This window comes from Singulisphaera sp. GP187, assembly GCF_900129635.1.
Lineage (GTDB): Bacteria > Planctomycetota > Planctomycetia > Isosphaerales > Isosphaeraceae > Singulisphaera.
Map to the genome: position 1 here is coordinate 1,023,003 of NZ_FSRB01000002.1, position 13,996 is coordinate 1,036,998.

Genomic DNA, 13,996 nt, shown 5'->3' on the forward strand with positions numbered 1-13,996 from the left:
GGCGGAAGGTGGGCCGGGTGAAGATCGGGGCGAAGGCGTCCCGGAATCCGCGGGAGTCTCGGGTGGAATGGGCATGAGTCCGCCTCGGGCGGTGCGCGTCGAGAAGTCTGTTTAGCCTCTCGTCGTACCGCCCGAGGCGGACTCAGAACTGCACAAGTCGAGCTTAGTGGCGGGCGTTCTTGCCGGCTGCGCCGGGCCGCGGGGGCGGCTGCATCTGCTGGAGCTTCTTCGAGGCCTCCAGACCAGCGTCCGGGCGGGTCTCATCGACCGTCGGCGCAGTCTTACCGCCACCCTCGCCGCCGCAGCCGGGGAGGGCAAAGAAGACCGCCAGAACGAGGCCGACCGACATCATTCGCACGAAAGACATGAAGCAATCCTCTTCGCGTTTGTCAAACAGTAAGGGATAGGCCGGGCGTTTCGCATGACCGGCCTTCGGGGCGTCGATGATTCTGTTGGAGAGTCGCAAGGAGGGCTCGAACGACGACCTTCTCCCGTTGAGGGAGAAGTTGCCCCACGGGGGCGGATGAGGGGTCGACCGCCGCGGGATCTCATCATCGGCCCGGGCACGTCCCGCCTTCCGATCCGAAGGTCTCAGGTCGTACTCCTCATCCGGCCTTCGGCCCGCTTCTCCCGCAAGGGGAGAAAGGTTTCGCGTCGCGAGCGTTTCCCGCATCTCGACAAAACAGACGTCGACTCACAACGAGTCGGAGCTGACGATCTCGCCGCCGGCCCGGGTGCCCACCGCCCACCAGGTCGAGATCGCGATCGTGTCCTTGAAGAACCGGACGGAGCCGTCGGCCATGCAGGCGTTGACGCCGCCGGAATGGTTGCTCCCCACGGTGATGGCGTCGATGGCCTGACCCGGCGGATAGTTCTCGGCCATGCACGAGATGCCGTTGGGCGTGTTGACGTGGGTGTAGCTGTTAAACCGAAGGGTGTTGGCATGCGAGCCCGCCCAGACCGCGCCGGCGATCCAGGAGTTGTTCGTCTGTCCGGCGGTGGAGGTGGTGGCGGGCAGTCCGCGGCAGGCCTGGACGAACGCCATGGCCTGCGCGCTGCCTCCCGAGTCGGCCGAGACGGTCGGCACGGGGCCGAAGGTGACCCGCCTCGCATCCGCTGAGCCGCGGGTGACCGTAACATCGTTAGGCCCGATGCCGACCAGCCGCTCGCTGAACGCCACAGTGTTCGACGTGCCGTCGATCACGCCCTCGAGGCCGATCGTCCTGCAGTTGTTGGGGTAGTTCGTTCCCACCCTTGTCTTCCCGGGCTCTTCCTTCATTGGAATGATGATACCGCTCCAGGTCGACATCGACGCCGGTCCGCCGGCATTGGCGCAGTAGTTTGTCCAGGAGGACGCGAGCCATGGCCCCGTGCCTACGCTCTCCGACGGGCAGATGAACGTCGCCACCCGCGCCCGGCAGACCGTCTGGTAATTCTCCGTCGCGTTCGCGCCGAACGAGTAGTTCGCCGCGTTGGCCAGCTGCTGCTGCTCCATACTCGGCATCAGCGACGCGGCCCAGCCCAGCGGCCAATCGCCCATGGCGGGTTTCGCAGGACCAGTTTCCCACATGTTGCCCGCCAGCGGCGGGAAGCTATTGTGCGTAGACACATAGTTATGGAGCCCCAGACCGATCTGCTTGAGGTTGTTGACGCACTGGGCGCGGCGGGCGGCCTCCCGGGCCGCCTGCACGGCCGGCAGGAGGAGGGCGATCAGGACCGCGATGATGGCGATGACCACGAGGAGCTCGATGAGAGTGAATCCCGAGCGCCGACGCAAGGCAGGGAGACTCATGCGCGTAGTTCCTTCCTGGAAGGAGACGTGATAAACGAGATGTTCGCACGATAGAGAGTCGCGGGACCGGCTCTGAGAAAGGGATGGTCCCGTCAATCTAATGTTAGATAATGCTTGGCCGCCCAGGTCAAGGGTGCTCTGAAGAAACTAGGAGGAGAATCACTCCTAAGGTCAACGTCCTCCACGGGTTCGAAGACGTCGGAGTCCCCGAGGATTTACTCTTGGAGGGTCGAAAAGACAGCCATGTTAGGAGACGGTCAAAACGAGGGCGGGCAGCCTGGGGACGAAGTGGCCCCGTCTCGGCCAGGCCTACTGGCAGTTTGGTCAGTTTTGGGGACGAACTGGGGGACGGTGGACCATCTCTGTCGCTACGGATTACACTTGTCACATCAGGGGAGTGACCCCACACCGCCGGATCCGAGGTTGGTGGTCGGACAGAGCGCCACGCTTTGACCACGGTTTTGCGCCACGGGGACATTCGACGTGATTCGGGCCCTCGGCCGGTCATCACTCTGTGGGATCATGTTCCCATGACACAAGTGGAATCAACGCAATGTGTTAATATTGCCGTTGTGTTGGTAGTATGGCAAATTATGTATTGGCTCACAGGGATAAAATTATCCAGCTTGCGTAGTCCGCATTAAGAACTAGGGATGTTTCGATTTCGGAGAAAAAAGGGGGACATAGCGATTTATGCCTGCTCCTTCCGGGGACGCCCCCGGGGACGCAAGCACGACTCCAGTCCCAGCCGGATCGCCGTCTCCCGGGTCCATGATTCCCCACCATAAGGTCGGCCTCGGGATACCGAGTGCCGCAACCGTTCGAGGTCGCCGACGGAGAGGGGTTCGTTGACCCGCTCCAGCCACCCCTCGTCCCGGACCGACACCTCGCCCTTCCACAACCACGGATCGCCACGCTGCCAACCGGGCAGACTCGACCACTTCCAGTCCTCGGCGTGCGCGACCAGTTCGGCACGCAATGCGTTGCGTTCGACGTAGCGGAGCACCGTGACGAGATGGCCGTCGTCCTGGACGGGGAAGGCTTTGAATCGCCCCTGCCAGACGTGGCCCGTGGTGCCGTAATGGCGATGATAACGGCGTGCGTGCGCCGTCAGCAGCCATTGCATCCAACGGCCGAGGTCACCATCGCCATGGGGCCTCACGAGGAGGTGAAAATGGTTGGGCATCAGACAATACCCGAGCAAGTCCACCGGTACGCGGCTCCCTGCGTCAGCCATCGCCTGGACGAAGGCGTCGTAATCGCCGGGCTTGTGGAAGACGGCCTCGCGGCGGTTGCCCCGATTCAGGACGTGATACCAGAGGCCAGCGACGGAGGCACGAGCGGTTCGCGGCATGCCACACACGATAATCGCCGTGGCGTCTGCTGTCAATAAAGTGCTATGTCCCCATTTTTTTCCCGGCGGGCGACTCAGCCTTGTCGGCGAGCACATGCACAGGAAGAAACGCGGGCTTGGGCTGGTCGCGCCGCTGAAGTTCCCTCCGCCACCAATAAAACGACGGCGCACTCACGCCCTCGGCCAGGCAGAACGCCCGGACCGACAGTCCACTCCGCTTCCACCGGGCCAGAACCAGCCGCCAGTACGGCTCCCGCCCGTTTCTCGATCCTGCCACTCGGCCCATCGTTCACCCCCTTTCGGCCATGCTCCGATCGTAGCATGGGCCACAAGAAGGGGTTCACCGGACGCACACGGTTTTGGCGATCCCTGGTGATCGCGCGGTGTTCCAAAAGCTCACGCCCGGATTCCGGCAACTCCTGCTCAACGGCCTCGCCCCCGCGGCCTGAACCTCCGCCAAGCCGCTTGCCAAGCTCAAAAGCCCGGTCCGAGACGCCGTCGCAAGGGGTCTCCTCGGATCAGCGTGCGCGCTGGCACGACAAGGTCGTCAAAACGGCAAAAGTCAAATTTAGTGATTCCAAGAAATCTACCAAATTCTGATGCCAGGATCTAGATCGCAATGCATGTCCTTGCTGTTGCTGAAGTGCCTGGCCTCTGGGGCGCCCTTGGCCTCTGTGACGCTTTCGAGTCATTGAGCGGGTTCCCCGCTCGGTGAGCCGATCCTGGACGAGCGAACCGCCAATCGAGTCCGGCAACTTTGCTGTAGACTCTGGAAGTTGGGTGATTCATTTCAGGGGGATCGGGGCGAGAAGCTCTCTGAGTGCCCTCGAGAACTTCTTGTCGTTCTCTTTGACCTTTTCCCAATCAACTGTCGAAAACCCAGGAAACCTGAGAGTTTGGCGTAACTCAGAATCCCTAGCACCCACGCGTATCGAGCAGGCCCTCATCATTAAGGCCCACCCAGTCAGTTTCTCGACTAACCCATTGCTTGGCCATTCCCGTACAGTGATTCTCTCGGCCAATGTTTCCTTGGAAGGAAACCTAAAGGGATCTCGAACAACAGGTGTATTTAATAAAATTTTATCGATACAAATTGGTGTAAAATGTTGTTTATTGTCAATAATTTCAAGTTTTTGAAATGGGCATGCCACGGACATATCAACTGAAGCAACCAAAGAGTTTCCTCTCTCGGTTATCTGTGTCAGGCGATATTTCCCATTCCCAACTAGGTCCACCTTGCTAGACCTTACGGATCCGCCAAGCAACGACTTGATATCGAATGACAGCTTGCAAGGCTTGCTTGTGTGGATCAAATCACCAGATAACTCAAATTTGTCCATAATTTGCATTATAGAGAATTCAATGTTGGTGTCATTGCTAAGCAGCACAGAATAGCTAACCGGATCATAAAGAAGGACTTTATGATTGCATGAATACAAGATCGGAGTTCCATCTGCCGCGTCTTGGAGAAAGAAGGCGAATTGGTCGGGCGATTGATAGAACGCTTGGAACCGCATGTAAAAATCGTCTTTTTCTTTGAGGTAGCCGCCAATTTCAATGCTCTTGCATTTCTCGTCCGAACTGCTGATGCGCGGCGCCAAACTGATCAGATCGCCGGCCGATAGTACTTCGGCTGCTCTGGAAGGAACGCCGATTGTGAGGAGGTGCGAGAAAACGACCGTAGCAAACAGGCATGGTACTGCACGCATCATTCGAACCCCTTTTCGATAGCGGAATAGATTTTTGGTTTCCCTGTATACCCTGAATCACAAGGAGCGTTAGCATCCGCAACGCGGAACGTGCGGCTGTGCTTTCTAAACGACAAGGTCCGAAAGCGTCAATGCGTCCTCGCACTATCTCCTCAGATTGTGGCAACTAAGGAATAGGCCGGGAATAACTTCCCGTTTTCATGCTGGTTTGGGGAGAGCCCGGTAGTTCCATTTGGGCAGGACTTTGTCGAAGACAATTTTCATGCCCTCCTTGAATCCCTCGGCGCACTTCATGCCGGTCTGATACACCTTCTCAAGGATTCGCACTGCCACCTTCAAGCCCGTGGCAGTCTCGGTCTTGGAGATGTAGTACTGGACCGTCTCCAACGTTCGAAAGATCACCCCGCGGCAGGCCCGCGTCACGTGCGGGAAGAGGCGGTGCTCGATCGGGTTGTACTTCGAGCAGTACGGCGGGTAATGGGCGATTCGGATCTCGATGCCCAGCCGATTCGCCAACTTCTGAAGTTGCTCCTTGAATACATATCTCGACGCACTATTGCTACCTCCGCCGTCGCACAGCACCAGCAGTTTCTTTGCCCCGGGATAGGCCAACCGACCGTGGTATTCCCACCAAGCCGCAATGCTGTCACAGGCCAGTTCGCTGGTGTCGTGGCTGGTGTTGAGGTGGACGAATCCAAGGTTCCGCCCCACGTCGTAGATCCCGTGCGGGATCACAGTACCCGAGCCCATGCTCCCGAAGTCATGGTCGTTGACCACGATCGTTTCTTGAGTATCGATCACCCCGTCGCGTTGGAAATCGCCCAGCAATTCCTTCTTCTTCGTGTCGATGCTGATTACCGGCAAGCCGGCCTTCAAGTACCTCTTCTTGAGACGGGAGATATTCTCGAACTGGGCGTTGCGATCCGGGTGGCGCGGCCCCATCGTCTTCTTCTTCACCGCCTTCCGCCTGCGGTAACCATGCTTCCGGAGCAACTTCGAGACGATGTCGCGACTGACGCGTGTCCCCAATTCCTCCATCCGCTTGGCGATCTGGCGCCGCGACAAGTTGGTCCATTTCACTTCAAGTCGCATCGGGTCGCCCGCGGTGTGGTCCTCAAGGACCTTGTGAAAGTTCGCTTCGATGGCCGAGTCGACCTCGATCAACCGTTTCCGGCCGCCCCTTTTTTGCGAGTGCGGCCCGTGTCCAGGTCGTCCTCGCCTTCCAACTCCCCGAGGCCTAACCGGATCGTCTTCGGGTCGCACTCCAGGACACCCGCGATGTATTCGACCCCGCCGTGCCCCAACTTCGCGGCCTCGATCGCCGCATACCGCCGCCGGTCGTTCTCTTTCAACGAGCCGAAGAGCCGTTTCATCATCCGTTGGACTGTCGGTGTGTAGGCTTCCATGTGACCCTCCCGTATACTCCCTCCAAACATCTGGTCTGACATCCTAACCGATGCCAACCACGGAAGTTATCCCCGGCCTATTCCTAAATTTGACTCAGGAAGAGTCCGTTTAACGCCCTTCTGGATTCGACCCGGCGAAGCAGCCCCCCCCCACGGGGTTATGAAGCACCCCGCCTCCCCGGATCGATGTTGGTGCAATCATGTTTGATTCGTGATCAGTGCTTAATGACTCAGTATCGGATCTCATATTTGAACTTGAAATTAGGATCATGGTGGAGGAATCGTCGGGGATCGCACTCAAATTCCCAGGGCCCTTTCTTGTAGACAAACGGATTCTTGGGCTTAGGCAGATTTTTATACCATGGAGGGGGGGTGAGGTCCATGTTTGGCCCCTTGCTATCAGGCCATCCATCCCACCATGGTGTGTTGGGAGGTGTCCATGGCATGTAGGGTGGAGGTGTCGGAAAGAGTGGGCCATCTCCAGGATTGAAAGGATTGGGGACGGAACCACTAGGAGGGAGAGGGTCTGGGGGAAATGGATTTGATGGCGGATCCTCGGGGCCAAAAGGAATCGTCCCGATTGGCCCCAGGGGAAGGGGATAATTTCCGGTCGGATCAACGGCCTTTAGGGGATCGTTTTTAATGTAACGATTGAGATTGGTATCCCCGGCAGCAAAGCCAACCAGATCCTGGCTAATCCACCTGCCACTCGTCGGATCCTCACTCCGATTAAACGCTAGGTTCAGTCCTACCCTCGGGTCATAATTCGTCTCTGCGAACTTAAACCGGTCTCCGTTCGAGAAGTTGGTCTCATTCAGCACCTGCCCGAACGCACCATATTCGATGTGGTCAATCACGGCGCCGGTGTTATTCACTATATCACCGACTGTCCCAAGGCGGTCGGGTAGATACCACGCCACATTCCCTGAGGGCGTGTCGCGAGCCAGGACCGTATCGACTCCCACTGCGCTAGGACCGTTGAGATATCCCGCGGTTAGAGTACTTGAACCGTTGAAGTCAAGGAGCGGAGAAGTCCCATCGAATAGCGTCCAAGTTGTCGATCCTCCCTCCGCCATTCCGATCCGACGGTTCATGGCATCGTATGTGTATGTCGACAAAACTGTTGTCACTCCACCTACCACCTGGGATACCTCGATCAGCCGATTACGGAAATCCCAGGTGTAAACCGTCTTGTCGCCGCTGGAAATCTCCGTCTTGCTCGACAGATTCCCCTCGTCGTCGTAGGCATAGTTGAAAGTCCCATCCGACAACAGACGATTGCCTGTGCCCGTCGAATAGCCGGTTGTGTTCCGGTTGCCGTTAGCATCATAGCCGAACGACTCATTGGCAAACGAGCCATTGGTGTGGGACACGCCCGTCAACTGGTTGTCGTTGGTGTACGTGTAGCCGAGCGTGTCGCTGGCCGAACCGCCGGTCGACGTCCAGGTTTTCACCTCCTGCGTCAAGCGGCTCGCCGCATCCAGCGTGTAGCCATAGGACGAGACCACCGTCCCACCCGTGAGCGCTGTCTCGTGGACGAGGTTAGTCAGGCGATCTGCCGCGTCGTAGGAGTAAGCGGTCGCCAGGACTGTCGACGTTCCCGTAAGGTCCGAGTAGCGAATCAGGCTCGTCCGCCGGCCCGCGTCATCGTAGGTGAAGTCCACCCGCTTATTCGTCACTCCCGTACCGGACTGCGTCAGACGTACCAGTTCGTTCCGTGAGTCGTAGACATACGACGTCACGCCTCCGAGGCTGTCGGTTAAGCTCGTCCGATTTCCCACCGCGTCGAAACCGTAGGTCAGAGTCACTTGCGGAAGGCCCGTGGTCCCCGCATCGTCCACTGTGATCAAACGATCAGCATTATCGTACGTGTAAGCGTAATGGCTGACGTTGTCGCTGATGCCGGTCACCCGCCCCGCCGCGTCGTAGTTCATGGTGATGACGTTCGTCGCCGCGCCGCCGCCGATGGGGATCCAGGACTCGGTCGTTGGGCGATCATCGGCGTCGTAGCCGAACTGGCGGATTCGCAGGTCGCGGTCAGTCACCTGCGTCAGGTTGCCTGCCAGATCGTATGCATAGGTCGTCACCTTGCCCCGCGGGTCGGTCTCCGTTGTTTCGCGGTTTGCAGCGTCATAGCCATAGCTGGTCACATTGCCTACCGGATCGGTCAGGCTCGTCAATCGTGAGTGCAAATCGTAGGTGTACGTGGTCGTTCCGCCACCGGAGGGGGCCCTCTGGCTCGCCAGACGGTCGCGGACGTCATAGGTGTTGGTGATGACATGGCCGAGCGGATCGGTCATGGTCGTTGCATTGCCGTCGGCGTCGTAGCCATAGCTGGTCGTCTGATTCAGTGGGTCGGTGACGGCAATCCGGCGGTCGAGGTTGTCGTAGCTGTAGGTTGTCTTGTGGCCGAGCGGGTCACTGACGCTGGTAAGGTTGCCCTGGAAGTCGTAGTCATAGGTGTAGGTGACTCCTCCAAACCCTCCCGAGCCGCCGGAGCCACCCGAGCCACCCGGGTTGAAGGCATTCAGGATCATCGTCTCGAGCCGGCCCAGATCGTTGTACGTGTATTGTGTGGAGTGATTGTTGGGATCAGTGACGAGGGTCAACTCGCCAGCCAGGTCGTAGATGTATGTCGTTCGGTGCCCCGCGGCATCAAGGATGCCCGTCAGGCGATTGTCGTTATCGTAGTTGTACGAGGTTGTGTGACCCAGCGGATCGGTGCTCGTCTTGAGGTTGCCCCGGGCGTCGTAGGAGTACGTCGTGTGGTGGCTGGTTCCCTGGTTGACCGGATCGGTCATGCCGATCCGCATGTCGCGTTCGTTGTAGGCGTAGGTGGTGACGTGTCCCAGGGCGTCGGTGACGCTGGTGACGTTGCCGTCGGCGTCATAGGTGTAGGAGGTCGACTTCCCCGCCGCCGCCTGCACCGGATTCTGCTCCGAGAGCACGCGGCCGGCCTGGTCGTAGGTGAACGTCGTCGTGTGACCGAGTTCGTCGGTGATCGAGGTGAGGTCACCGGCGGAATTGTAGCCCGAGACCACGTGGGGTGACCCGGCACCGGGGTAAGTGACCGTGGTGAGCCGGTCACGTGCGTCGTAGGCGTATGTGGTCGTGTTCCCATTGCGACTGGTGTCGGTAAGCTTCTGGCCGGCCGAGTTGTAGGTCCAGTCTTCGTGCAATCCGTCCGGGTCGGTGCGACGCAGCACGTTGCCGTGAGAGTCGAGCGTATACGTGGTCGTGTGTCCGTTGAAGTCGGTGATCGACGTGGGAACTTGATAAGGCCCGTAGGTGATCGTCTCGATGTTGGGGGAAGAACCACCCGAGCCTCCCGACCCCCCTGACCCACCCGCACTGGGGCCCGGTCGGGTGATCGAGGTAATGTTGCCCAACGAGTCGTAAGTGAACGTCGTGATCCGGCCGAGCGCGTCGGTCTGGGTCACCGGAAAACCACGGTTATTGTAAGTGGTGGTCATCGATGCCCCGGTGGCGTCGGCGACACCGGTGAGGTGGCCGCTCCTGTCGAAGGTAATCGTCGTCGTGCGGCCGTTGGGGTCGGTGACACTCGCGTTATAAGCGGTAGAGAGTCCCCCGCTATCCCCGGGGGCCAGCAAGCCGTGGTTCCGCGATGGCGAGACCGAGGTCGACGAGGTGCCGTCGAAGAGGGTCTCACTGGCGAATTGACCGAAGGCGTTGTAGTAAGCGGTGGCGGTGTGGCCGTTGGGGCTGATCTCGGTCGTGATCAGGTGGTTTGCGGGGGTCGAGTAGCCGTACTGAACGATGGCGCCGTCAGGATCGGTGATTGCGGTGAGGTTGTCGTTGGAGTCGATGGTGATTGTCGTGACCCGGCTGGCGGGATCGGTGATCGCGGCCAGGTGGCCGGAGCCATCGTAGGCCAGGGTCGTGACCAGCCCGACCGGGTCGGTGATGGTGTGCAGGGCGCCGGCGGCCACACCGCTGGCGAGGTAGGCGTAGGAGGTCGAATTGCCGTTGCGGTCGGTTTGGGAGGTCTCCCGGCCACCGGTGTCGAACTGGATCACGATTCCGTCGGGGTAGGTGTGAGTCCAGGTGCCGTCGAGATTGTGGACCAAGGTGGAGGGAGAAATGCTCGTCCCCCGGAAGCCCGGGGTGGCGGCTTGCCGGTCAAACGGCGCCACGGTGATCATCCCGACATTACCGTAGCTCGAAGGGAAGGGAACGGAATCGAGCGGGAAGAACTGGTTGGAACCGGGGTCGGCCAGGAACAGCCGCACCTGTCCCGTGCCGTCGGTCAGAGCAATGCTCGGCCGGCCCGCGCCGTTGAGGTCGGCCGCCACGATGTTGCCCGGTTGGTAAGCGTAGTTGAACGGTCCGGCCGTGTGGAGGGTGCCATTTCCCCAGATTCCGGAGGACGACAGCGGGATGATATCGAGGTAGTTCCAGGCATTATTGTCGTTGACGGGCACGGCGATCTCCAGGCCCGAGTCTGGACCGTTGAAGTCGCCTGCCACAAGTCCGATCGTGGATTTGTCGGACTGACCGACGGTCTGGTAGGTGGAGGTGAAACTGAAACTACCGCTGCCGCTTCCCGTAAAGAGGTCCAGGCTGACGAAGGGATAGAAGCCGAACTCGGCCACGTTCATGTTGTTGGACTCGACGACCAGATCCGGATGGCCGTCGTTGTTGTAGTCGGTTGCGACGACGCCGATGGCCGTGTGCCCCGAAGGGAGTGCCAAGGCCGTGGCCGACCCCATGGAGCCGCTCCCCGTGGCGAGCATCACGTCGGCCAGCCCGTTGTCCGTTGCAAACGCCAGGTCGTCCTTGCCGTCGCCATTGAAGTCGCCGAAGACCATCGAGTCTGGTCTGGAACCCGAGGAGACGCCGTTGCCGGCCGAGGAGACGACGGGTGTTGCGAAGGTGCCGTCGCCATGGCCGGTGTAGATGGCGACGGAGTAGTTGCCCGAACCGGAGCTTGGGGCCAGGAGGACCGCGACGTCGAGCACGCCGTTGATGTGGCCGGTGAAGTTGCCGAGGGCGACGGCCTTGCCGATCGTCCCGGTCGGAAGAGTGTAGGAACTGCCCGCGGTGAAGCCCCCCGCGCCGTTGTTGAGCCGGATCGCCAGGGTCGACGAGTCGGCCACGACCTGATCGATCCAGGAGTCGCCATTGAGAGCCCCGGCCACGGTTCCGACGACTCCCCCATAGGTTGTGACCGCGGCGGCCGTGAAGTGCCCCGCCCCATCATTGGCCAGGATCTGCGAGTCGGTGACAGCGGAACCCAGGGCGAGGTCTTGAACATAGGATTGGCCGTCGTTGTAGACCGCGTCGAATCGCTCCGACCCCTGCTTACCCCGACTCAGAAGCGCCGACTCCCCTGGGGTGACCTGGGAAATGTGCTCCAGGCCACCGATGCTCCAGCCGGCTCCCAGTGCGTCGCTTGCCGAGTTGACGACGTTGACGTACCCTTCCCCGGAGGTCGTCAAGAACGTCGCTCCGGTGAGAACGGAGCCGAAGACCTCGGTTACGGTTACGGTGTAGGGATAAACGCCCGTGGGTAGCGCCGAGGCGTCGACCTGGAGTGGGATGTAGTATGTGGTTCCGTCTACCAGTCCACCGGGGGTCGGATAGGTCGTGGCGCCTCCCTGAATCACCCCTCCCAGACTGACCTGGGCTGAGATGGAGCTGATCGAAGAACCGTCGCCGGCAGGTTGTGCCGTGAATTGATACTGGACGACGGGATGCGAGTGAGCCTGGTCCGAGCTGTACTGCAGGTCGAGACCGTGACTCAGTCCCTGGGACTGATAGGTGACCGTTTGGTGGTCCTGAAAGTACTGGCCGGTGAGTAAACTGGCATCCGAGGCGAGCATGGGATCCAGGCCGCTGGGGGGATTGGAACCTCCCACCAGGTTCCCTGTTGGATCGCAGTCGGGACAGGGCGGATTGGGAGCGGAAGTCGGCGGTGCTGGTTGTTCGATCAGACAACCCGAGTACGAGACGCCACCGCTGCCTCCACTTCCTCCACTTCCGCTGAGTTCCTCCAGTGACATGGCGTGGAAGGCGGACGACTGCGGCGGTTTCGCGGCGGCGAGTGAAATCGGGCCGATCGAGTTCAGCGTCAGCCCATCCGCTGACACAACCATGCGCGTGACGGCGTCCTTGCCGCCAGTTTGCATGTTCATTCGCAGCAAGTTCACGACCGCTCCGGGGCGATAACCGGCGGTATTCGGCAGTGTCAACTCAACGGGCTGGGTCAGATCGATCCCCACGGAACGATAAAGCAGCATCGCGCCTCTCAGCGATCCCGGCATATGCTGGTACGCCAGTGACGCGGGCAATTCGGCCACCGAGATCGTCCCCGCGGTGACGGCTCCCTTGGAATTGGCCGGTAGGCGGATCGCAAATCCTGGTATCGCCGAGTTGGTCACGCTGGCGGCCTTGGATGGATCGGTCCGGCTGAAATCGGCGGGGGCCGACCAGTCGATCTTGGGCAAAATCAGCGGCTGGACGATCGCATTGTTGGCATTGGCATAGGGTTGATGACCAAGTAACTGCTCGACTGGCGCCGTCAGGTTGAGCCAATCGTCGCTGTTCGATTTGGAGTCGCCAACCTTGATCGGCCCTGGATTCGTCGGCACCCCGGCCAGGGTAAAGTTCCCGTTGGCATCGGTCATGGCCTTGGCATCGCCGATCGCAACCGGGATGCCTGAGCGGGGCGTGCCCGACTCGTCGACGACATGCCCCGACAGTTCGGTGGTCGTTAGCTGAGCTTCGTTGACCTGAACCGGTATTTTCAGGGCGGCCTCATGGACCCCATCGCTGGCAACGACGGTGAGGGTCATCGTCCCGGCCTGACCTGGTGCCGGGGCGAAGATCAGCTCGCCGGTCTGGCGATTAAAGGTCATATGGTCGGGAAGAGGCTGGGGAGTAATTGTATAAGTAACGTTCTGGCCAAAGAGACCGCCGGGCTGGATCGTGAGGTCGAGGGTTGACCCAATATTAATGTTTTGCACTGTTGACGTGACGATAGGCGGATTAATTACAGGGGAAAGCGTGGTGGAATCAAGAGGCTTTCCGCTTGGGGACTGGGTCGGTGGAATGATCGTCGTGGGTAAGGCTGAAGCCGGCGGAGTGCTGACCTCGGGCGTCGTTGTAGCCAATTCCGGGCTGGACGTTGAGTTCGGGGTGGGTGGGGTGAGGAACGCCGTCAGGTGGTGCCGCGCCGCATAGGCCGGATGCTGCGCGAGCACCATGGCGAGGCAACCTCCCCAGCCATTGCGAGCGGCATAGGCCGAATGCTGCTTCATCGCCGTGGCCAGGGCCCCGAGACCCTGGCGCGTGGCCGCCTGGCGATCACTGACGAGCTGTTGCGCAAACGCATCGAGATCGGGTCGTGTGTTGCCGTCGTCTCGCAATTTGAAATGAGCCTGGGCCGTCGATACCGGGATGACGCTCGGCTTCCAGCCGCTGTGGCTGAGCATCTGGCGGGGCTCGAGAGAATCGAAACGAGGAGTGAGAGGCTTCCGTTGTCGGCGGCTCATGGGTGCGGTCCTTCCTCGTGAACGCCTTGCGTGCCGTCGCCGGCACCGCGCAGGGCGATGCCGTGGAGCTGACGCAAGGGTTTCAATAGTAGAGTGATCAAGAGTGGGGCGAGCGGCACACCCAGCGCCGAAGGGGGGGGGGACTTGTCGTCGGGTGATTTTAGATCTGCTTCGGATCCTGATGAATGGAGTCATCGTCAAATCGGAACGTTGGGACACTT

8 protein-coding genes are annotated in these 13,996 nt (G+C 60.2%); all 8 read right to left on the reverse strand.

Annotated elements, in window-relative coordinates:
* Positions 1-163: 163 nt before the first annotated feature.
* Positions 164-367, reverse strand: coding sequence for a hypothetical protein (locus BUS42_RS28555; protein WP_074315434.1), 204 nt, complete (start codon positions 365-367; stop codon positions 164-166).
* Positions 368-694: 327 nt separating this feature from the next.
* Positions 695-1,792, reverse strand: a complete 1,098-nt coding sequence (locus BUS42_RS28560; protein WP_074312696.1) for a DUF1559 family PulG-like putative transporter — start codon at positions 1,790-1,792, stop codon at positions 695-697.
* 691 nt (positions 1,793-2,483) lie between these two features.
* The gene (locus BUS42_RS28565) at positions 2,484-3,146 is read right to left on the reverse strand and encodes a transposase (RefSeq protein WP_074312698.1); all 663 of its coding nucleotides are present in this window, start codon (positions 3,144-3,146) and stop codon (positions 2,484-2,486) included.
* Between the two features lie 43 nt (positions 3,147-3,189).
* A complete protein-coding gene (gene tnpA / locus BUS42_RS43160; protein ID WP_143206554.1) occupies positions 3,190-3,432 on the reverse strand; it encodes an IS66 family insertion sequence element accessory protein TnpA in 243 nt (80 codons plus the stop codon).
* Between the two features lie 499 nt (positions 3,433-3,931).
* Complete coding sequence (locus tag BUS42_RS28570) at positions 3,932-4,858, reverse strand: hypothetical protein (protein WP_074312700.1); 927 nt, start codon at positions 4,856-4,858, stop codon at positions 3,932-3,934.
* A 195-nt stretch (positions 4,859-5,053) separates the two neighbouring features.
* On the reverse strand, positions 5,054-6,019 hold the full coding sequence (locus tag BUS42_RS28575; RefSeq protein WP_074306208.1) for an ISAzo13 family transposase: 966 nt from the start codon (positions 6,017-6,019) through the stop codon (positions 5,054-5,056).
* On the reverse strand, positions 6,016-6,261 hold the full coding sequence (locus BUS42_RS44470; RefSeq protein WP_074306014.1) for a hypothetical protein: 246 nt from the start codon (positions 6,259-6,261) through the stop codon (positions 6,016-6,018). The genes BUS42_RS28575 and BUS42_RS44470 overlap by 4 nt, the downstream gene beginning before the upstream one ends.
* A 230-nt stretch (positions 6,262-6,491) precedes the next feature.
* Positions 6,492-13,715 carry an FG-GAP-like repeat-containing protein gene (locus BUS42_RS28585; RefSeq protein WP_254053849.1) on the reverse strand — a complete coding sequence of 2,408 codons (7,224 nt, stop codon included), beginning with the start codon at positions 13,713-13,715 and terminating at the stop codon, positions 6,492-6,494.
* Positions 13,716-13,996: the final 281 nt, after the last annotated feature.

Bases quoted from the DNA above. Each gene is read 5' to 3' on its own strand.
- BUS42_RS28555 (WP_074315434.1), bottom strand. From the start codon at position 367: ATGTCTTTCGTGCGAATGATGTCGGTCGGCCTCGTTCTGGCGGTCTTC.
- BUS42_RS28565 (WP_074312698.1), bottom strand. From the start codon at position 3,146: ATGCCGCGAACCGCTCGTGCCTCCGTCGCTGGCCTCTGGTATCACGTC.
- BUS42_RS28560 (WP_074312696.1), bottom strand. From the start codon at position 1,792: ATGAGTCTCCCTGCCTTGCGTCGGCGCTCGGGATTCACTCTCATCGAG.
- BUS42_RS44470 (WP_074306014.1), bottom strand. From the start codon at position 6,261: ATGGAAGCCTACACACCGACAGTCCAACGGATGATGAAACGGCTCTTC.
- BUS42_RS28570 (WP_074312700.1), bottom strand. From the start codon at position 4,858: ATGATGCGTGCAGTACCATGCCTGTTTGCTACGGTCGTTTTCTCGCAC.
- tnpA (WP_143206554.1), bottom strand. From the start codon at position 3,432: ATGGGCCGAGTGGCAGGATCGAGAAACGGGCGGGAGCCGTACTGGCGG.
- BUS42_RS28585 (WP_254053849.1), bottom strand. From the start codon at position 13,715: ATGCTCAGCCACAGCGGCTGGAAGCCGAGCGTCATCCCGGTATCGACG.